The following is a 19,592-nucleotide window of genomic DNA, read 5'->3' on the forward strand; positions in this document are numbered from 1 at the left end:
CCCGAACTGCCTCACGCAGAGCGGGAGTTGCACCGTTCGCGGGCGAAGCCGTGCCAGTACCGGGCGACCTCCGCGGTCTGCCGCACTATGCGGTCCGGCTCCGGCGGGGCGGGCCAGAACTGCAGGAGATAGCGGTCCGCCTGCTCTTCGTCGATCCGCGTGTCCAGCTCGCCGGCCGCGTCCATGCCCTGCGCGCAGTACCGGACCCGGTGGTCGACCGCCCGCAGCCCCAGCTCGTACGTGGACGAGCCGCCCCACTCCTCCAGCTGGGCCCGGTCCGAGTGCGGGCGGTAGGACACCTCCACGACCTCCTCCCACTCCGGGCCGGGCTCGGGGGCCGGGCCGTCGTGCACCTCGACCGTGAAGCCCACGTCCCTGGTGTGGAGGCCGGTGACCAGCCAGAGCGCTCCGGGGACGGCGGCGCCGCACAGGCCCGCGGACTGGCCCGCGAACGCGTCGTGCAGGTCCGGCAGGTCACCGTCCCCGTCGCTCAACACGTAGATCTGTCCGTAGTGGACGCTCACTTCGCCGTCGACAGGCTTGCGCATCTCAGTCCCCTCCCCCGTGAGGCCGGCCGCTCTGGCCACCGGTCTCCGATGCTAGGGGGACCCACTGACAACGCCCGCTGCACGCCCGCTCACCTGCCGGAACGGCTCAGGCGACCGGGTTCTCGATCAGTGTGACGCGATTGCCGTCCGGGTCCTCGACGGCCGCGAACCGCACGCGCTGCGCACCCGTCTGCACCGGGCCCGGCGTGATCTCGCGGGCGGCGAGGTCGGCGAGGGTCTTGTCGAGGTCGTCGACGACGAGGTTCACGAGCGTGCTCCCGGCCTGCTCCGGCGCCTGGAACACCTGCAGCCACGCGTACGGCGCGATGTGCCAGTCGGCGAGGCCGGGCATGGGGCGGGCGTCGGCGGGCCGGCCGAGCAGGCGCTCGTACCAGGCGACGGCGGCGTCGACGTCGCGTACCGGGGCCACTGCGAGGACATGGGTGAAGGACATGAGCACAGACCTTTCGGACGGAGGGTTCACCTGGTCCACCCCTACCGACTCCCCCGGCCTCCGGAACTCATCGACATGCGGCGTCGGACGACCCGTTCCTAGACTGGCCAGCACGCCGATATCGACCGGAATGTCGGCACGTACGGCAAGGAGCCGCCGCCATGTCCAAGCGAGGAAACAAGCGCCGGGCCCGCAAGAAGAAGGGCGCGAACCACGGCAAGCGCCCCAACACCTGAGCCACGCGCCACAACGGCCCCCGCCCGAGGGATCGGGCGGGGGCTGTCACGTACGCGCGGGAACGAGGCCCGGCGGGCCGGGTCTAGCGGATCGGCATGCCCGACAGCGTCCGCGCGATGACGAGGCGCTGGATCTCGCTCGTGCCCTCGAAGATCGTGTAGATCGCGGAGTCGCGGTGCATGCGCTCCACCGGGTACTCGCGGGTGTAGCCGTTGCCGCCGAGGATCTGGATCGCCTGCGCGGTGACCTTCTTGGCGGTCTCGCTCGCGTACAGCTTGGACATCGAGCCCTCGGCGTTCTCGAACTTCTTGCCCGTGGTGGCCATCCACGAGGCGCGCCAGACGAGCAGGCGCGAGGCGTCGATCTGGGTGCGCATGTCGGCGAGCTGGAAGGCGACGCCCTGGTTGTCGATGATCGGCCGGCCGAACTGCTCACGCGTCTTCGCGTACTCGAGCGCCTCCTCGTACGCCGCACGCGCGGTGCCGACCGCCATCGCGCCGACGGCCGGGCGGGACGCCTCGAAGGTGGCCATCGCGGCGTTCTTCACGCGCTCGCCGCCCTTCTTGGCCTTCTCGCGGGCGCGAGCGAGGCGGTCGTCCAGCTTCTCCTTGCCGCCGAGCAGGCAGTGGCCGGGGACGCGGACGTTCTCCAGGACGACCTCGGCGGTGTGCGAGGCGCGGATGCCGTGCTTCTGGAACTTCTGGCCCTGCGAGAGGCCCTCGGTGTTCGGCGGCACGATGAACGAGGCGTGGCCCTTGGAGCCGAGCTCGGGGTCGACGGAGGCGACGACGACGTGGACGTTGGCGATGCCGCCGTTGGTCGCCCAGGTCTTCGTGCCGTTGAGGATCCACTCGTCCTTGGCCTCGTCGTACACGGCGCGGGTGCGCATCGACGCCACGTCGGAGCCCGCGTCCGGCTCGGAGGAGCAGAAGGCGGCGACCTTCACGTCATTGGCGTCGCCGTACATCTGCGGGACCCAGGTGCCGATCTGCTCCTCGGTGCCGTTGGCGAGGACGCCTACGGCGGCGAGGCCGGTGCCGACGATGGACAGGGCGATGCCCGCGTCGCCCCAGAACAGCTCCTCCATCGTCATGGGGATGCCGAGGCCGGTCGGGTCGAAGAACTGCTGGGCATAGAAGTCCAGGGAGTAGATGCCGAGCTTGGCGGCCTCCTGGATGACGGGCCAGGGGGTCTCCTCGCGCTCGTCCCACTCGGCGGCGGCCGGACGGATCACATCGGCGGCGAAGCCGTGCAGCCAGTCCCGGACCTCCTTCTGCTCGTCGTTCAGGTCCATGGTGAACTCGGCCATGCCCGTCCCCTCCACACCTTCAACACCTTGTTACTTGCGGTAACAAGAGTCTGTTACCCGTCAGTAGCGCGTGTCAACTCCATGGCGGCGTTCGATGCGTTCGAGGCCTCGAACCGGCGGGGTGTTACGTTGCGCGTTGCGTCACGGAATCGCATGGGCGGGGAGTAACACCATGGACACGACAGAACGGACCGAGCAGGCCCAGGCGGCGGAGCGCCGCAAGCGGGAGCTGCTCGAGGCCGCGGACAGGGTCGTGCTGCGCGACGGCCCGGGTGCGTCGATGAACGCCATCGCCGCCGAGGCGGGCATCACCAAGCCCATCCTGTACCGGCACTTCGGCGACAAGGGCGGGCTCTACGCGGCCCTCGCCAAGCGTCACACCGACGCGCTCCTCGCCTCCCTGCGCGCCGCCCTGGACGCCCCGTCCGACCGCCGGGCCCGGGTCGAGAACACCCTCGACACGTACCTCGCGGCGATCGAGGGCGCGCCGCAGGTCTACCGGTTCCTGATGCACCCGGCCGACTCGGCCTCGCCCGGCGAGCAGGGCTTCGACGTGGGCCGGCACTCCGCTCCGCTGCTGCGCAGGCTGGGCGAGGAGCTGGCCGAGGTGATCGCCGAGCGGGTCGACCTCGGCGAGGACAGCGAACGGCTCGCGCGCGTCTGGGGGCACGGCATCGTCGGCATGATGCACGCCGCGGGCGACTGGTGGCTCGGCGAACGGCCTTGCGCCCGCGCCGAGTTGGTGCGGGATCTGGCGGATCTGCTGTGGGGGCGGCTCGCTGCCGCGGGGGATCGTGAGGGTGGTCCGGGGTTCTGACGGGCACGGTCGGCTCGGCGCAGGTCTTTCGATCCCCTCCCCGCCCCTTCCCGAAAGCTTGCAGCGGCTGTCGGTCGGCCTTCCCGCCGTCGTGGCCGGGCGCGCAGTTCCCTGCGCCCCTATCGGGGCGGGGCGGCCCACCGTGCGCGGCGTGCAGCCCGCAGAACCCTGCCTCGGCGCCAACTCCCCAGCCGGTCCGGGTAGACCGCACCCTCCAAGTGGTCGTGCTCGTGCTGGAGGCAGCGGGCGAACCAGCCCGTGCCCTCGATGCGGACCGGCTCGCCGCGGCGGTCCAGGCCCTCGATCACGGCCCGGTCGAAGCGCGGAGTCTGCGCCTCCAGACCCGGCAGGGACAGACAGCCCTCCGGGCCGCGTACCGTGTCCCCGTCGGCGGCCACCAGGCGGGGGTTGACCACGTGCCCGAGGTGGCGGCGGTCCTCGTCGTCCGGGCAGTCGTAGACGAACACCCGCTGCGGGACGCCGATCTGGTTGGCGGCGAGGCCCACGCCGTCCGCCGCGTACATGGTCGCGAACATGTCCTCGATCAACCGGGACAGTTCGGGGCCGAAGTCGGTGACGTCCTCGCAGGGCCCGTGCAGCACGGGGTCGCCGAGCAGGGTCATGGGCCGTACGCGCCCGGAACTGCCCGGGATCGATCCGTGTCGCATAGCCGTCAAGGGTACGTTCCGGTGTATTGCGGCCGGCGTCACGGTGCCGCAGTTCAGGCACCGGCGGGGATCTCGATAGGCTGAGGCGACCAGTGCCGGGGGCAGGCGCGGCGCCGGAAGCAAGGAGGAACAAGGACGATGGCAGCAAACCCGGGTGGTGCAGACCCGCTGACGCCGCGGGCCAAGCTGGCCGTGACGGCCGGCAAGGCGGTCGCGGCGGCTTCGCGGGCCGCGGGCCGCGGCAGCGGATCGGTGATCGGCGGCCGCGTGGCCCTGAAGCTCGACCCGGATCTGCTCGGCCGGCTCGCCCAGCACCTCGACGTGGTGCTGGTCTCGGCGACCAACGGCAAGACCACCACCACACGGCTCATCGCGGAGGCGCTCGGCGCAGCCGGCCCCGTGGTGTCCAACGCGCTCGGCGCGAACATGCCCGCGGGCATCACCTCGGCACTCGCCGGCGGCTCGGACGCCAAGTTCGGCGTGATCGAGGTCGACGAGAAGTACCTCGCCGGAGTCGCACGCGACGTGGCCCCCAAGGCCATCGCCCTGCTCAACCTCTCCCGCGACCAGCTCGACCGGGCCGCCGAGACCCGCATGCTCGCCGAGAGGTGGCGCGAGGGCCTCGCCGGCTCCAAGGCCACCATCATCGCCAACGCCGACGACCCGCTCGTGGTGTGGGCCGCCTCCTCCTCGCCGAACGTGGTGTGGGTCGCGGCCGGCCAGGAGTGGAAGGACGACGCCTGGTCGTGCCCGTCCTGCGGCGGCGTCATGCAGCGCCCCGGCGACGACTGGTTCTGCGGCGAGTGCGGTTTCCGCCGCCCCGCGCCGAGCTGGGCGCTGAGCGGCGACCACGTCCTCGACCCGCACGGCTCGGCCTGGCCGATCCAGCTGCAGCTGCCCGGCCGCGCCAACAAGGCCAACGCCACCAGCTCCGCCGCCGTCGCCGCCGCCTTCGGCGTCCCGCCGCAGGTCGCCCTGGAGCGGATGTACAAGGTGCAGGCGGTCGCCGGGCGGTACGACGTCGTGCAGTTCATGAACCGCGACCTGCGGCTGCTGCTCGCCAAGAACCCGGCCGGCTGGCTCGAGACGTTCTCCCTGATCGACCCGCCGCCCACCCCGGTCATCCTCTCGGTGAACGCGCGCGGCGCCGACGGCACCGACACCTCCTGGCTCTGGGACGTCGACTACACCCGCCTCGCCGGCCACCCGATCTTCGTGATCGGCGACCGCAAGCTGGACCTGGCCGTGCGCCTCGAGGTGGCCGGCCTGGAGTTCCGGGTCTGCGACAGCGTCGACGAGGCCGTGCAGCTGGCCCCGCCCGGACGGATCGAGGCGATCGCCAACTACACCGCCTTCCAGGACCTGCGCCGCCGCGTCGGCAACTGACCCGCATCCCAAGGCTTTTCCCCCAAGGCCAAGGCTTTTAAGGACCGAAGAAGCATGAGCGACAACAGTCTTCGTCTGGTGTGGGTCTACCCGGACCTGCTCAGCACCTACGGCGACCAGGGCAACGCCCTCGTCGTGGAGCGCCGGGCCAACCAGCGCGGCGTGCCCGTGGAGCGCCACGACGTACGCAGCGACCAGCCGGTGCCGACCTCCGGTGACATCTACCTGATCGGCGGCGGCGAGGACCGTCCGCAGCGGCTCGCCGCCGAACGGCTGCGCCGCGACGGCAACTTGAGCCGCGCGGTCGCCAACGGCGCGATCGTGTTCTCGGTGTGCGCGGGCTACCAGATCCTCGGCCACGAGTTCATCAACGACCTCGGCCAGCGCGAGCCCGGCCTCGGCCTGCTCGACGTGGTCTCCACCCGCGGCGAGGGCGAGCGCTGCGTCGGTGACGTGCTCGCCGACATCGACGAGCCGCTCGGCCTGCCGCAGCTGACCGGGTTCGAGAACCACCAGGGCGTCACGCACCTCGGCCCGACGGCCCGCCCGTTCGCCCGCGTCCGCCTCGGCAAGGGCAACGGCACCGGCGACGGCACCGAGGGCGCGTACAACGACACGGTGTTCGGCACGTACATGCACGGCCCGGTGCTCGCCCGGAACCCGCAGATCGCCGACATGCTGCTGCGGCTCGCGCTCGATGTGAACGCGCTGCCGCAGGTCGACGACCGCTGGTACGAGGCGCTGCGCGACGAGCGGATCGCCGCCGCCACCCAGCCCGCATGAGCGGGCTGACCACCGCATGAGCGGGGTCGGTCGGCCCGCCTGAGCGGGCCTCAGCACGCTTGAGCGGACGCCTCAGGGGCCTTCACGGCCCCTGAGGCGTTTTTGTCACCTGGGGCGGTGACCGGCCCGTGGAACGGATTCGGCGCGGTCGCTCCGCACTAGTAGGGTGACGCAGAATCAACCGGACGACGTGGTCCGGTCATCCGCCCACGTTGCAAGGGTTCTTGGGTCATGCGTATTGGTGTCCTCACCTCCGGCGGCGACTGCCCCGGCCTCAACGCGGTCATCCGCTCGGTCGTGCACCGTGCCGTCGCCGACCACGGCGACGAGGTCATCGGCTTCCACGACGGGTGGAAGGGCCTGCTCGAGTGCGACTACCGCAAGCTCGACCTCGACGCGGTGGCCGGCATCCTCGCCCGCGGCGGCACCATCCTCGGCTCCTCCCGCGTCCAGCCCGCGCATCTGCGGGACGGCGTCGAGCGGGCCAAGGGCCACGTCGCGGAGCTCGGGCTCGACGCGATCATCCCGATCGGCGGCGAGGGCACGCTGAAGGCGGCCCGGCTGCTCTCCGACGCCGGACTGCCCATCGTCGGCGTCCCGAAGACCATCGACAACGACATCGCGGTCACCGACGTGACGTTCGGCTTCGACACCGCGGTCGGCGTCGCCACCGAGGCGCTCGACCGCCTGAAGACCACCGCCGAGTCGCACCAGCGCGTCCTGATCGTCGAGGTCATGGGCCGGCACACCGGCTGGATCGCCCTCAACTCCGGTATGGCGGCGGGCGCCCACGCGATCGTCGTGCCCGAGCGGCCCTTCGACATCGAGGAGCTGACCGCGAAGGTCGGCGCCCGCTTCGAGGCCGGCAAGAAGTTCGCCATCGTCGTCGCCGCCGAGGGCGCCAAGCCGCGCGCCGGCTCGATGGAGTTCGACGAGGGCGGCAAGGACATCTACGGCCACGAGCGGTTCGCCGGCATCGCCCGGCAGCTCTCCGTCGAGCTGGAGCAGCGCCTCGGCAAGGAGGCCCGCCCGGTGATCCTCGGCCACGTCCAGCGCGGCGGCACCCCCACCGCGTACGACCGCGTCCTCGCGACCCGGTTCGGCTGGCACGCCGTGGAGGCCGCGCACCGCGGGGAGTTCGGCATGATGACCGCGCTGCAGGGCACCGAGATCGTCATGGCGCCGCTCGCGCAGGCCGTCGAGACCCTGAAGACCGTGCCCGAGGACCGGTACGCGGAGGCCGAGACCGTCCTCTGATCGCTCCTGTCCTCAGCTGCCCCGAACCGCCCCCGGCCGAAGTCCTGGCCGGGGGCGGTTCTACTCTGGTTCGGACAACCGGCACGAATCAGGAGCAGCGGATGGATCACAGCGGGCACGGCATGACGATGGATCTGCCGCCGTTCACGCTGGGCCGAGCCCTTCAGTTCTCTTCGGACCCGTTCTTCCTGGTGGGCTGCCTGCTGGCGCTCGGCCTGTACGGATGGGCCATGGTGCGGCTGCGGCGCCGCGGCGACTCCTGGCCGGTTGGCCGCGCGATCTCGTTCCTGATCGGTGTGCTGACCGTCGCCCTGGTGATGTGCACCAAGCTGAACGACTACGGCATGGTCATGTTCAGCGTGCACATGGTGCAGCACATGGTGATCAGCATGCTGTCGCCGATCCTGCTGCTCCTCGGCGCCCCGATCACGCTGGCGCTGCGCGCCCTTCCGGTCGCGGGCCAGGGCCGCAAGGGGCCGCGCGAGCTGCTCCTGATGCTGCTGCACAGCCGGTACATGAAGGTCGTCACGCACCCCGCGTTCACCATCCCGCTGTTCATCGCGAGCCTGTACGCGCTGTACTTCACGCCGCTCTTCGACTTCCTGATGGGGTCGACGCCGGGGCACATCGCGATGATGGTGCACTTCCTCGCGGTGGGCCTGGTGTTCTTCTGGCCGATCATGGGCGTCGACCCGGGACCGCACCGGCCCGGCTATGTGATGCGGATGCTGGAGCTGTTCGCGGGCATGCCGTTCCACGCGTTCTTCGGCATCGCCCTGATGATGGCGACCCAGCCGATGGTCGGTACGTACATGAACCCGCCGGCCTCGCTCGGCCTCGACGCCCTGGCCGACCAGGAGGCGGCCGGCGGCATCGCCTGGGCGTTCAGTGAGATCCCGTCCGTGGTGGTGCTGGTGGCGTTGCTGTTCCAGTGGCGGAAGTCGGAGGAGCGCGAGGCCCGGCGCAAGGACCGCGCGGCGGACCGGGACGGCGACAAGGAGCTGGAGGCGTACAACGCGTATCTGGCGTCGTTGCACGCGCGCGGGCAGTAACGGCTCCCTGCTTGGCCGGCTTGGCTTGGCGCATGGCTCGAGAAGGCCCCCGGAACGTGCAGTTCCGGGGGCCTTCTCGTTCGGACGCTGGCGGAACCGGGGCCGGGCGCGAGACCATGGCTCCAGGTCACCGGTGGACACCGGCCGGGTGTCCGCTCGGGGGTGAGGAGGGTGTTGCGATGCCCAGTTCCACGAAGATGCCCAGTTCGACGAAGACGATGGGGGTGGCCACCGTCGGAGCGCTCGTCGCGGTGACGGGCTACACGGTCGCCCTCGGCAGCAACGGCTGGCTGTGGTTCGGCTGGATCGTGCTCGGCCTGATCACGGCGGCGGTGGCGCTGTCGAATCCTTCGCCCTGAGTTCGGTCTCCAGGGTGCTCTCGCGGGCCCGTCAGAAGTCGAAGACCGGGCCGGTGTGGGCCTTGAACACGCACAGGTTGGCGTAGGTGTGGTGCCAGTCCACGGGTCGGCCGCGGTGGGTGCCGGTCGCCGACGCTGTGACCGGGTCGTGTTCCAGGGTGCAGGGGGCGGGCTGTCCGGCCAGGTCGTCGAGGTCGCCCTCGGCCGCGTCCAGGGCCGCGCAGGCCTCGACGGGCTTCGGGTGCCGCCCTCCGGGTTCGGGGGTGCAGTGCAGTCGTACGCCGCGGATCCAGGTACCTGCGGAGCCGGAGACGGTGAGGAGCAGGCCGGGGTTGCCGGGCTGGGGTTGTGCTGCCGTCGGAGGGTGTGTCCTCGGCTGCGGCTTCGGCTGCTGCTCGGCGTGGGCGGGTCCGGGTCCGGTCACGACCGGAGCGAGCGCGGTGGCGAGCAGGGCTACGGCTGTGGCTAGTAGGGGGCGTGTACGGCGCGGGTGCATCCGGACCTCCGTGGCGGTTGAGGGGAACCGGAGGGCAGGACAGCCGTCGCACCGCAGGTCGGCGGGGAGCCACGCCGGGCGATCAGTCGTACGGGTGGGTGCGGGGGCGGTTGTGCGGGGGTACGCGCAGGGGGTGTGCGGGTTGGGCGCGTTCGGGTAGCCGTACGGGCCCTGCCCCAGGGGGATGGGGGCAGGGCCCGTACGAGTCGGGTGGGTCAGGCGACCGGGGCGATGGCGCGGCCCGCCCAGTCCGGGGCTTCCACGACGAGGGAGGTCAGCCGGGTGTGGATGTCCTCCGGGAACGGCGTGGTGCGGCCGGCCTGCTGGTCGACGTGGAGGGCGAGGAGTTCCGTGGTGGCCACGGGTTCGGCGCCCTCGGGGATGTCGGCCTCGGCCTCGTCCACGACGAAGAGTTCGTGCACGAAGTGCGCCTTCTTCGCGGCGGCGCCGAGAATCCGGGTGCGGACGGCGAGGTGGGCTCCCTCGGGCACGTCGTTGAGGTACCGGATGTGCGACTCCACGGTGTAGAGCGAGCAGCCGCTGGACTCGCGGTACGCGGAGTGCAGTCCGGCCTCGATCATCATGGCGTCGGTGGCGTGTCCGAAGACGAGTACGTAGAACGCCTCGCTCATGTGGCCGTTGTAGTCGATCCACTCCGGCCGGACCGTGCGGTGCAGCAGAGGCAGGGTCTGCTCGGTCGTGGTGGTCATGCGTTCTCCTGGTGCTGATCGGCGTTCTGGGCACGCTGCTGCGGCAGGCGGCCGGTTGCGCGCAGGACGTCGATGACGCCCTGGTCGCGTTCGGCCACCAGATCCGCGATGGTGCGTTCCCCGGCCTCTTCGTCGCAACCCTGGACGACGGCGTCGTACAGCTTCTTGTCCAGCTCAGGGGCCTCAAGTCGGGTCCAGGGGGACTTCAGGGAGGGGCCGAAGTGGTCCAGCATGTGAGCCATTCCACCTTCGCCGCCGGCGAGCGCGAAGGTGAGCATGGGGCCCATGAACGCCCAACGGAGGCCGGGGCCTTCGGTGATGGAGTCGTCGATCTCCTGCACGGTGGCCTCGCCGTTGGCGACCATGTGCAGGGCTTCGCGCCAGAGGGCTTCCTGGAGGCGGTTGGCGATGAAGCCGGGCACCTCGCTCTTCATGGTGATCACGGACTTGCCGGCCACGTCGTAGAACCGGGAGGCCCAGGTCACGGCGTGTTCGGCGGTCTGCTCGCCGCCGACGACCTCGACGAGCGGGATGAGGTACGGCGGGTTGAAGGGGTGGCCGACGACCAGGCGGCCGGGGTCGGCGGCGGTGGTCTGCATGTCGGTCATCGGGTATCCGGAGGTGGACGAGGCGATGACGACTCCGGCAGGGGCGGCGGCGTCGAGCTGGGCGAGCAGGTCGCGCTTGAGCTCCAGCTTCTCGGGGGCGCTCTCCTGCACGAACTGGGCGTCGGCGACGGCTTCTTCGAGGGCGGCGGCGACGGTGAGCCGGTCGCGGGACGCGCCGTCGGCGAGGCCGAGCTGGGTGAGCGCGGGCCAGGCGGCGTCGACGAGGCGGCGGAGCTTGGCCTCGGCGTCGGGGGCGGGGTCCCAGGCGGTGACGTCGTAGCCGCAGGCGAGGAAGTGGGCGACCCAGCCGCCGCCGATGACGCCGGCGCCGATGCAGGCGACGCGGGTGACGTCCTCGGGGGCGCAGGGGGCGGCGGGGGTGTTGATCGCGGTCATGCGGGGTCCTTCAGGGGGTGCGTGAGCGGGCGGGCTTGCCTGGGCGCGCTCTTGGGGGGGCGCGTGGCGGTGCGTGGGCGGCTCCGCCGTGCCGGCGCGACCGGGCGCAGTCGGCGCGCGTTGCGGCACGGCTCGTTCCGGGGGTGGTTAGGCGCGGGGCTTGAGGCCGAGCTTCACGCGGGCCTCGTCCGGGGTGACGACGCGGGCGCCGATGGACTCGGTGATCTGCACGGCGCGCTCGACGAGTTGGGCGTTGGTGGCCTTGTTGCCCTTGCCGAGGTAGAGGTTGTCCTCGAGGCCGACGCGGACGTGGCCGCCGAGCAGGATGGACTGGGCGACCCACGGCATCTGCATGCGGCCGATGGCAAAGCTGGCCCACTGGGCGTTCTCGGGCAGCATGTTGACCATGGACTGGAGGACGCCGGGGTCGGCGGGCGCGCCCCACGGGATGCCCATGCAGAGCTGGAAGACGGTGGGGTCGTCGAGCAGGCCGTCGGCGTGGAGCTGCTTGGCGAACCACAGGTGGCCGGTGTCGAAGATCTCCAACTCGGGCCGCACGCCGAGCTCTTGGATGCGCTTGGCGCCCTGGCGGAGCATTTCGGGGGTGGAGACGTAGAGGTTTTCGCCGAAGTTGAGGGAGCCGCAGTCGAGGGTGCAGATATCGGGGAGCAGTTCGTCGACGTGCGGGAGGCGGTCGAGGCCGCCGACCAGGTCGGTGCCGGGGAGTTCGCCGAGCTTCTCCAGCGGCTGGGCGGGGTCGACGACGAGGTCGCCGCCCATGCCGGCGGTGAGGTTGATGATGACGTCGGTGCCGGTCTCCTTGATCCGCTCGACGGTCTCGCGGTAGAGCCGCGGGTCGCGCGAGGGGGCGCCGGTCTCGGGGTCGCGGACGTGGATGTGCACGGCGGCGGCGCCGGCTTCGGCGGCTTCGACGGCGGACTTGGCGATCTGCTCGGGCGTGACGGGCACGTGCGGGCTCTTGCGGACGGTGTCGCCGGCGCCGGTGAGCGCTGCGGTGATGATGACGTCCTGGTTCATGGGCATGCTGAACTCCCTTTTCTGGTACGGGACATGACGGGGTGGGGCGAAGCTCTTGGGCGCTTTTGTGTGTACGGGTGCTGTGTACGGGTGCTCAGTGCGCGTACGGGTGCGTGTGCCTGTGCGTACGCCTGTGCCTGTGCCTGTGCTGGCGACGCGTGCCTGCGTATGGGGTGCGGGTCCGGGTGTTGCTCAGTGCGCGGCGAGGGTCGTCTCGACGTGGGCGAGCAGGGCGCGCTGCATGTCGTCCGCGCTGGTGCCGGGTTCGCCGGGGGTGGTCGCGAGGACCTGGGAGGCGAGGCCGTCGATCAGGGCGGTGAGGGTGAGCGCGGCGGTCTCCGGGTCGACGGGGCGGAAGGCTCCGGCGGCGACGCCTCTGCGGATGACGTCGGCGACTGTCTCGCGCCACTGTCTGTAGTACTCGACGTGCAGCCGGCCGACGACCGTGGAGCGGGCGGCCTCCGCCCAGAGGTCGAGCCAGACGCTCCATTGGCGGCGCTGTTGGCGGGTGTGCGGGGTCTGCAGTTCGATCAACTGCCGCAGTTCTCCGGCCACATCGGCGGCTTCCGCGATGTGCGCGGCACGGCGGGCGGTGTCTTCGTCCATGCACCAGCGCACGGCGGCTTCGAGGAGGTCGTCGCGTCCCGGGAAGTGGTAGTGGATGGCGGCTGTGCTGGTGGCGCAGGCCTCGGCGATGTCGGCGACGCGGACCGCGTGGAAGCCTCGCTCGGCGATCAGCCGGACGGTTTCACGGACGATCTGCAGGGGCCGCCCGCCGCCGGCCGGTGCGGGGGCGGCGCTGCCTGCGCGCCGGGCGCGCGGAGCGGTTCGGACGACGCCGGTCTCGATGCCGGCCCGCTCCTGGTCGGGCCGGGCGCCGGAGCCGAGCAGCCAGGCCGCGTCGACGTTGCCGGTGTCGGCGACGCGGGCCAGCTCTGCGACGGTGAAGCGGCGGGCGCCGCTGAGGGAGCGGGACAGCTTGGACGGGTCCATGACGATGCGGCGCGCGAACTCGCGCTGGCTGACGCCGACGGCCGCGATCACGTCGCGGACGCGCTTGGCGACCTCGCCGCCGTTGTCGCCGACTCGGCTTCCCGGTTCCTGCTGCATGGTCGTAGACCGTACCCGGGTGTTGAGATAACCGCAACAGAGATTTCGCGATCGGCTCTCCGGCTGTCCTCCGCCATCCCGCCGATCCCCCGACGTTTCCTTGCCATTACTGGGTTTCGAGCGTGCAGTCCGGCGGTGTTGCGATGATGACTGACTCATCAGTCGGCTTGCGCAACGCCAGTCGCCTGCGACCCCAGCGACGCACGCACTCCCCCGCGAGCGTCAGGAGCACGACCACACCGAAGGACAGCAGCAGGCCGTACACGGGCCGGTCGGCGAAGGCGGCGCCGCCGATGCGGCCGACGGCGACGCTGAGCACCGCCCAGAGGCTCGCCCCGAGCAGGTCGAAGAGGAGGAACCGGCGCACGGGATAGCGCGCGGCGCCCGTGCTGAGCCCCGTGACGACGCGCCCGCCCGGCACGTACCGCCCCGCCACGACGAGCAGGGCGCCGTGCCGGGCGACCAGGGCGTGCGCGGCGGCGAGGCGGCGTCTGCCCTTGTCGCCGCGCAGCAGCAGTGCGGTGAGGCGCGGTCCGGCGCGGCGCCCCACTCCGTACCCGCCGAGGTCGCCCGCGAGCGCGCCCGCGGCGGCGAGTGCCGTGAGCAGGGCGAGGCGGCCGGGGTCGGCGCCGATGAGGACGGCCGCGGCGACGACGGTCGCCTCGCTCGGCATGAACGGAAGGAGTGCGTCCAGCGCCGCGGTGCCGAAGATGACGAGCCAGAGCCAGGGCGAGTCCAACAGGCCCTGCAGAAACGCCACATAAGGGTCCAGCCAGTCAGCCATGGCGCCTCGGCTGGTCCCGGAACACCGACTCCTCGGCGGCCGCCGCGAGGTCCCGCCGGTCGGTGCCGGGACCGGTGGCGAGCGGGGCGTGCGCCCGTACGCGTACGGAGAGGCCGCCTGCCGTGGCCACGCGGTGCAGGGACGGGACGAAGCCCTCATCGCCGAGGAAGCCGGCGACCGAGGTGGGTCTGCCGTGCTGGTGGTAGCCGAGGGTCACGGGGCGGACGGGCACGCGCGCGTCGATGGCGGCCTGGAACATGGCCCGCCGGAAGGCGCCGCCCGCGGCCGAGCACCATGTGGTGCCCTGCGGGAAGACGGCGACGGTGCGGCCCGCGGCGAGGAACTCCCGTACGCGCCCGACAGCTCGGGGCAGGGCGCGCAGGGAGCCGCGGTCGATGAAGCAGGTGTCGACGCGGCGGGCGAGCGGGCCGACGACGGGCCAGCGGCCCACCTCGCGCTTGGCCACGAGGGTGACCGGTTCGCAGGCGAGCAGCGCCACGATGTCGAGCCAGGAGATGTGGTCGGCCACTACGAGAGTGCCGGTTCCGGCGACGGACAGCGGGGTGTCGCCCGCGTCCAGGCGCACGCCGAGCGAGTCGAGGAGGGCACGCGCCCGGTCGCGTACCGCGAGGCCGTCGCGGGTCGCCGCCGGGGAGGCGAGGGCGCCCGCGACGACCTGCCCGAACACCGCGTACCGCCGGGCCGTGACCAGTGGGTGCACGGGCGGCGCCTCGGGCCGGGCACAGCGCGGCGTGCAGGGCGAGGCCGGGAACCAGGGGCTCTGCGGGGGCGGCGGTACGAGGGGTGCGCCGGGCGGCGCCACGGGTGTGGAGGCGGCGGGCGCCACCGCGGGGACGGCGGAGGGGGCGGAGGCGGCCGGGGCCACCGGGGTGGAGGCAGTGGCTGCCACCGGAGTGGAGGCGGACGCGGCGAGCGGTCCGTTCACTGGCCCTCCCCCAGGAAGTACCGGCGGTAGCGGTCGTTGATGCGGTCCATGGGCAGCAGCACGTAGAAGTCCGCGACGTCGAACTCCGGGTCGTGGGCGGGGGCGCCGCACATCCAGGCGCCGAGCCGCAGGTAGCCGCGGAGCAGCGGGGGCAGGTCGGCGGGGCGGGCCGGGCCGTCGAGCGGCCCGGAGGGGTGCCAGGGGCGGTGCGGGTGGACGCGCAGCTCGGGCGGGGAGGCGTGCTTGCCGTTGCCGAGGAGCCAGGCGCTGCTGGCGGCGCGGCCACCGTCGCCGAGCGGCACGGAGGCGCAGCCGCCGAGGTACTTGTGCCCGGAGAGCAGCAGATAGCGGGCGAGGGCCGCCCACAGCAGGTTGATCACCGCGCCGTTGCGGTGGTCGGGGTGGACGCAGGAGCGGCCGGTCTCGACGAGCTGGGAGCGGATGCCGGACAGGTCGGTGAGGTCGAACTCGCCGTCGGAGTACAGGCGCGGGGTCCGGCCCGGGGGTATCAGGCGGTACGTGCCGACGACCTGGCCGTCCGGGTCGGTGACGACGAGGTGGTCGGCCACGGCGTCGAAGTCGTCGACGTCGTGGCCGGGCAGCGGCGTGTGCAGGCGGGCGCCCATCTCGCCGGCGAAGACCTGGTGGCGCAGGCGCTGGGCGGCGCGGATCTGCTCTTCGGAGTCGGCGATGGCGACGGAGTAGCTGCTGGAGGCCGCGACTACAGTGGACGGTGCAGGACTGGGCATGACGAACCCGCTTTCTACGCAGGGGGAAAGGCCCGCGCGGGTCGTGGCTGATGACCGCGCGAGTCGGCTCGGTCGTGCACGGGCCGTCGAGTTGCCGCTCGGCGGCCCGCCTCACACCACGGTGCAGTCGTCCGGTGAACGGGTCAAAGATTTCTGGCAGTTGTCAGGGAAGGATGAGGGACATTCAGGGTTGCCTCAGGGTGACCCTGAACTCGTCGGGGTGACCCCTGGAGCCCCTCGCAGGCCGCCATCGTCGGCCCAGGGCAGGCCGGAGGGCGGTACCGCTGGAGGCGGTACCGCCGGGCGCCGGGGCAGCCGGAAAGCCTGCCCCTCAGAGACCTGGACCGTCAGAGACCTGGACCGTCGAAGACCTGGACCGTCAGAGCCCCGGACCGTCGGAGGGCAGCGTGACGCGCTCCGGGATGGAGTCGTAGACGGCGGTGTCGAGGGAGTTCACCGAACCGTCCGCGACGGCGTCGACGAGGCCGCCCAGGCCTGTCTCGACCATCTGCGTGAGCATGCCGTTGCGCTTCATGCCGTCGTACTGGGTCTGCGAGGACGTCTCAAAGAGAACCGCGGCAGATCCCCGCAATTGGTACGAACCGAGCGCGGTGCCGGGCAGGTTCGTGGACTGCGGGTAGAGGGTCAGGTCGCCGAAGGCGGAGTCGCCCTGCCGTTGCAGTGCCTGGTAGACGGCGACGTTGGCCCGCTTCGAGGCCGCCATGTCGAACTTGGGCCAGTCGCCGAACGCCGACGGGTCGTCGATGAACTTGGCGGAGATCGACAGCGGCGACATGCTCTCCATGTCGTCGGTCGCGTAGCAGGACCACTGGTTGTGCAGGTCGACGAAGAAGTCGACGGTGCCGAACTCCCGCTCCAGGGACCGGTACACGTTCCGGGAGGTCTGCGCCTCGGGCGTGATGTACCAGCCGGTGTCGGCGCTGTTGCCGGGGAAGTCCGCGGCGGCGGGTACGTAGTCGAGGTTCGGGTTGAAGTCGCGGTTGACGTCGAAGCCGCCGACCCGGGCGTTGTAGTTCCAGGCCGGGGAGGCGCCCGCCAGCTGCGGGAAGTCGGCGACGGCCTCGTCCCAGGTCATGTCGTTCTGCCGCCGGTCGAGTTCGCCCCCATCGACGTTCAGGCGGGGAACGACCACCACAGTGACCTTTTTACGCAACTCCTTGGCGGCCGGGCTGTCGGAGCCCCACCGCTTGAGCAGTTCGAGGGCCGCCTCGGTGCCGTGCATCTCGTTGCCGTGGATCTGCGTCTGCACGTACACGACCTTGTCGCCCTCGCCCACACGCGCGGTGTGGATCGCGCGGCCCTGATTGGAGTAACCGGCCACCTCCACGTCCACGGTGCCGCCGGTGCTCGTCTCCAACTGCTTGAGGGCAGAGGTCAGTTGGGCGTGGTCGACGAAGCCCTCGTTGCCGGAACCGGAGGCTTCGGTGCCGCAGTGCGACCCGGGCGGGATCGCGCCGTCGCCGGCGTGGGCGGCAGCGGTGGAGAGACCTGCGATCAGGGCTGTACTGGCGAGCGCGGCGATCCATCTTCGAGCGGACAATTCACTGCTCCTCAGGTGTCGTCAGGCACTTCCGAGGGGTGGCGAGCGCCACTCTAAGCAGCCGGGGCGACATCTGTGAACGGTGCGTTGCTCCTGTCGCACCCGTTCCGACAGCGCATGGCCGTTCAACCTGCAACAACCACGCACTGTCGGGACTTTTTCCGGCTCTTGTCGGCCTCCGCGGCAACTGCCGGGACATACAAGGGCATTGACGGGATTTCATGTTGATCATTAGGCTCGCCCGCCAGCCGCCCCCCGGCCCACGACATCAGGGACACATTCATGCGCAGGTTCAGTGGTTTCCCCAGATCCGCCCGCACGGCCACCGCGGCGCTCACCGGCGCGCTCCTGCTGACCGGGACGCTGTTCACCGGCAACGCCGCCGCGGTCGGGGAGGGCCCCGACTACCAGGGCAACGAGACGGTCAACACCTCGATCCTGTCCACGTACGACGACGTGGCCCGCTTCCTGAAGGACCAGGACGCCCGACAGGACGCCATGAAGCTCGAGGTCATCGGGCAGACCGTCAAGGGCCGCGACATCCACCTGGCCAAGTACGTCAGCGACCCGGACAACCCGACGATCCTGTACCTGGCGCAGCAGCACGGCAACGAGCAGCTGACCACCGAGGCGATGCTGCACACCATCAAGTCCCTCGGCTCGCCGTCCAAGGCGGCGCTGCTCAAGGACGTGAACGTCCTGTTCGTGCCGATGTTCAACGCGGACGGCGCGATGGGCGACGTGAACTTCCCGCTCGACGGCTACCTCGCCAAGGGCGAGCGCCACCTGACCCGCTACAACGCCAACGAGGTCGACCTCAACCGCGACCACGTGGCCAAGGAGCAGCCCGAGACGCAGGCGCTGCACCGGAACGTACTCGGCAAGTACGACGTGGACTACGCGATCGACATGCACCACCAGGGCACCCAGTCCCGCGTGGACGGGGACCTGGTGTCCGGTTCGATCCTGTACCCGACGACGCCGGACGTGTCGCCCGAACTGGTGGAGAGGTCGAAGCGGCTCGGCTCGGTCGTCTACCAGAACGTCGACCGCACCGGCTGGGGCCACATCGGCCGCTACGCGGGCGGCTCGGCGAACACCATCGGCCGCAACGGCATGGCGGCCGAGTACGGCATCGCCACGCTGCTGTTCGAGATGCGCGGCATGAGCGACCACGAGTACGAGCCGTATGTGCTCGGCCAGAAGTCCAACGGCTATCTGATCCAGCAGTCGGTGCTCACGATGGAGGCCACCATCAAGGCGGTCGCCGACGGTTCGGTCGACCGGGCCGACACGTCCTTCTGGGACACCCTTCCCCAGCAGTGCGACACCTGCTGACACCGCCTCGCCGCACCGCGGCCGCGCCGGGCACGGACCCGCGCGGCCGCGGTGCCGCATCCCGCCCCGCGGTGCCGGGCGGGCACCTGTACGGCCGGAAGTGGTTACGCCCGCGGGCGTCCGCACATACACTTCTCACCCTCACACCACACATGACCTGCAGTAACACCGCCGCTGTGCGGCCCCCGGGAAAATGAGGGACCCCGTGTTCTATTACGTGCTCAAGTATGTGCTGTTGGGGCCCTTGCTCCGGCTGATCTTCCGGCCGCGCATCGAGGGTCTGGAGCACATTCCGGAGGACGGCGCCGCGATCGTCGCGGGCAACCATCTGTCGTTCTCGGACCACTTCCTGATGCCGGCCATCATCAAGCGCCGGATCACCTTCCTGGCGAAGGCCGAGTACTTCACGGGTCCCGGCGTCAAGGGCCGCCTGACGGCCGCGTTCTTCCACAGCGTGGGCCAGATCCCGGTGGACCGCTCGGGCAAGGAGGCCGGCCAGGCGGCGATCCGCGAGGGCCTCGGGGTGCTCGGCAAGGGCGAGTTGCTCGGCATCTACCCGGAGGGCACGCGCTCGCACGACGGCCGGCTCTACAAGGGCAAGGTCGGCGTCGCCGCGATGGCCCTGAAGGCACAGGTGCCGGTGATCCCCTGCGCGATGATCGGCACGTTCGAGGCACAGCCGCCCGGCCAGAAGCTGCCCCGCTTCCAGCGTGTGACGATCCGCTTCGGCGAGCCCCTGGACTTCTCCCGGTACGAGGGCATGGACGGCGAGAAGGCGGTCCTGCGCGCGGTCACGGACGAGATCATGTACGCGATCCTGGGGCTCTCCGACCAGGAGTACGTGGACCGGTACGCGGCCGTCGTCAAGGCCGAGGAGCAGGCGGAGGCGCAGGCCGAGAAGGAGCGCCAGTCCGGCCGCAAGTTCCCCAAGCTGCCCGGGCGTTGAGCCTCCGCATCACCGCGCGCTGACGTGCCGCGCACGTCCG

The 19,592-nt window shown here is 71.2% G+C and carries 22 protein-coding genes; 9 read left to right on the forward strand and 13 right to left on the reverse strand.

From position 1 onward, the window contains the following. Positions 1 to 11: 11 nt before the first annotated feature. Together ACIDOF_RS23220 and ACIDOF_RS23225 are read right to left on the reverse strand one after the other, a co-directional pair. Positions 12 to 548, reverse strand: a complete 537-nt coding sequence (locus ACIDOF_RS23220) for a hypothetical protein (protein WP_409007964.1) — start codon at positions 546 to 548, stop codon at positions 12 to 14. 106 nt (positions 549 to 654) lie between these two features. Further along, complete coding sequence (locus tag ACIDOF_RS23225; protein ID WP_409007965.1) at positions 655 to 1,002, reverse strand: VOC family protein; 348 nt, start codon at positions 1,000 to 1,002, stop codon at positions 655 to 657. 161 nt (positions 1,003 to 1,163) lie between these two features. On the opposite strand from ACIDOF_RS23225, the gene ACIDOF_RS23230 reads away from it, so the two are divergent. Further along, positions 1,164 to 1,238: a 50S ribosomal protein bL37 gene (locus tag ACIDOF_RS23230; protein ID WP_372460710.1), complete on the forward strand. Its 75-nt coding sequence runs from the start codon at positions 1,164 to 1,166 to the stop codon at positions 1,236 to 1,238. Positions 1,239 to 1,321: 83 nt separating this feature from the next. On the opposite strand, the gene ACIDOF_RS23235 is transcribed toward ACIDOF_RS23230, so the two are convergent. After that, positions 1,322 to 2,548, reverse strand: coding sequence for an acyl-CoA dehydrogenase family protein (locus ACIDOF_RS23235; protein WP_409007967.1), 1,227 nt, complete (start codon positions 2,546 to 2,548; stop codon positions 1,322 to 1,324). 172 nt (positions 2,549 to 2,720) lie between these two features. On the opposite strand from ACIDOF_RS23235, the gene ACIDOF_RS23240 reads away from it, so the two are divergent. Then, on the forward strand, positions 2,721 to 3,365 hold the full coding sequence (locus ACIDOF_RS23240; RefSeq protein ID WP_409007968.1) for a TetR family transcriptional regulator: 645 nt from the start codon (positions 2,721 to 2,723) through the stop codon (positions 3,363 to 3,365). Positions 3,366 to 3,484: 119 nt separating this feature from the next. Here the strand turns inward: ACIDOF_RS23240 and def are convergent, their stop codons facing one another. After that, positions 3,485 to 4,033, reverse strand: coding sequence for a peptide deformylase (gene def, locus ACIDOF_RS23245; protein ID WP_409007969.1), 549 nt, complete (start codon positions 4,031 to 4,033; stop codon positions 3,485 to 3,487). Between the two features lie 138 nt (positions 4,034 to 4,171). Here def and ACIDOF_RS23250 point away from each other — a divergent pair, with 138 nt between their 5' ends. From ACIDOF_RS23250 to ACIDOF_RS23270, 5 genes are all read left to right on the forward strand, one after another. Then, the gene (locus tag ACIDOF_RS23250; protein WP_409007970.1) at positions 4,172 to 5,419 is read left to right on the forward strand and encodes a MurT ligase domain-containing protein; all 1,248 of its coding nucleotides are present in this window, start codon (positions 4,172 to 4,174) and stop codon (positions 5,417 to 5,419) included. 54 nt (positions 5,420 to 5,473) lie between these two features. Next, a complete protein-coding gene (locus tag ACIDOF_RS23255; protein ID WP_409007972.1) occupies positions 5,474 to 6,202 on the forward strand; it encodes a type 1 glutamine amidotransferase in 729 nt (242 codons plus the stop codon). A 231-nt stretch (positions 6,203 to 6,433) separates the two neighbouring features. Then, positions 6,434 to 7,459, forward strand: a complete 1,026-nt coding sequence (locus tag ACIDOF_RS23260; protein ID WP_409007973.1) for a 6-phosphofructokinase — start codon at positions 6,434 to 6,436, stop codon at positions 7,457 to 7,459. Between the two features lie 101 nt (positions 7,460 to 7,560). Then, positions 7,561 to 8,511: a cytochrome c oxidase assembly protein gene (locus ACIDOF_RS23265; protein WP_409007974.1), complete on the forward strand. Its 951-nt coding sequence runs from the start codon at positions 7,561 to 7,563 to the stop codon at positions 8,509 to 8,511. A gap of 179 nt (positions 8,512 to 8,690) precedes the next feature. Continuing rightward, positions 8,691 to 8,870, forward strand: coding sequence for a hypothetical protein (locus ACIDOF_RS23270; protein ID WP_409007975.1), 180 nt, complete (start codon positions 8,691 to 8,693; stop codon positions 8,868 to 8,870). A gap of 31 nt (positions 8,871 to 8,901) precedes the next feature. On the opposite strand, the gene ACIDOF_RS23275 is transcribed toward ACIDOF_RS23270, so the two are convergent. The 9 genes from ACIDOF_RS23275 to ACIDOF_RS23315 form a co-directional block, all read right to left on the reverse strand. Next, positions 8,902 to 9,366 carry an SSI family serine proteinase inhibitor gene (locus tag ACIDOF_RS23275; protein WP_409007976.1) on the reverse strand — a complete coding sequence of 155 codons (465 nt, stop codon included), beginning with the start codon at positions 9,364 to 9,366 and terminating at the stop codon, positions 8,902 to 8,904. Between the two features lie 215 nt (positions 9,367 to 9,581). Continuing rightward, positions 9,582 to 10,076, reverse strand: coding sequence for a thioesterase family protein (locus ACIDOF_RS23280; RefSeq protein WP_409007978.1), 495 nt, complete (start codon positions 10,074 to 10,076; stop codon positions 9,582 to 9,584). Next, the gene (locus tag ACIDOF_RS23285; RefSeq protein ID WP_409007979.1) at positions 10,073 to 11,080 is read right to left on the reverse strand and encodes a 3-hydroxyacyl-CoA dehydrogenase NAD-binding domain-containing protein; all 1,008 of its coding nucleotides are present in this window, start codon (positions 11,078 to 11,080) and stop codon (positions 10,073 to 10,075) included. The genes ACIDOF_RS23280 and ACIDOF_RS23285 overlap by 4 nt, the downstream gene beginning before the upstream one ends. Before the next feature lie 147 nt (positions 11,081 to 11,227). After that, a complete protein-coding gene (locus ACIDOF_RS23290) occupies positions 11,228 to 12,124 on the reverse strand; it encodes a 3-keto-5-aminohexanoate cleavage protein (RefSeq protein WP_409007980.1) in 897 nt (298 codons plus the stop codon). Positions 12,125 to 12,310: 186 nt separating this feature from the next. After that, positions 12,311 to 13,228, reverse strand: coding sequence for a TetR family transcriptional regulator C-terminal domain-containing protein (locus ACIDOF_RS23295; RefSeq protein WP_409007981.1), 918 nt, complete (start codon positions 13,226 to 13,228; stop codon positions 12,311 to 12,313). A gap of 106 nt (positions 13,229 to 13,334) precedes the next feature. After that, entirely contained in the window at positions 13,335 to 14,012 is a 678-nt protein-coding gene (locus tag ACIDOF_RS23300; protein WP_409007982.1) for a DedA family protein, read from the reverse strand. After that, positions 14,005 to 14,958, reverse strand: coding sequence for a lysophospholipid acyltransferase family protein (locus ACIDOF_RS23305; protein ID WP_409007983.1), 954 nt, complete (start codon positions 14,956 to 14,958; stop codon positions 14,005 to 14,007). Before ACIDOF_RS23305 ends, ACIDOF_RS23300 begins: the two co-directional genes overlap by 8 nt. After that, positions 14,955 to 15,707 (reverse strand): GNAT family N-acetyltransferase, encoded by a 753-nt coding sequence (locus ACIDOF_RS23310; RefSeq protein ID WP_409007984.1) that lies wholly within the window; start codon positions 15,705 to 15,707, stop codon positions 14,955 to 14,957. The genes ACIDOF_RS23305 and ACIDOF_RS23310 overlap by 4 nt, the downstream gene beginning before the upstream one ends. A gap of 379 nt (positions 15,708 to 16,086) precedes the next feature. After that, positions 16,087 to 17,268: a M14 family zinc carboxypeptidase gene (locus tag ACIDOF_RS23315; RefSeq protein WP_409007985.1), complete on the reverse strand. Its 1,182-nt coding sequence runs from the start codon at positions 17,266 to 17,268 to the stop codon at positions 16,087 to 16,089. Between the two features lie 282 nt (positions 17,269 to 17,550). Here ACIDOF_RS23315 and ACIDOF_RS23320 point away from each other — a divergent pair, with 282 nt between their 5' ends. Further along, positions 17,551 to 18,606, forward strand: a complete 1,056-nt coding sequence (locus ACIDOF_RS23320) for a M14 family zinc carboxypeptidase (RefSeq protein ID WP_409007986.1) — start codon at positions 17,551 to 17,553, stop codon at positions 18,604 to 18,606. A gap of 205 nt (positions 18,607 to 18,811) precedes the next feature. Continuing rightward, positions 18,812 to 19,552: a lysophospholipid acyltransferase family protein gene (locus tag ACIDOF_RS23325; RefSeq protein WP_409007987.1), complete on the forward strand. Its 741-nt coding sequence runs from the start codon at positions 18,812 to 18,814 to the stop codon at positions 19,550 to 19,552. Positions 19,553 to 19,592 lie beyond the last annotated feature (40 nt).

The sequence above is a fragment of the Streptomyces sp. Da 82-17 genome (assembly GCF_046098215.1).
Lineage (GTDB): Bacteria > Actinomycetota > Actinomycetes > Streptomycetales > Streptomycetaceae > Streptomyces.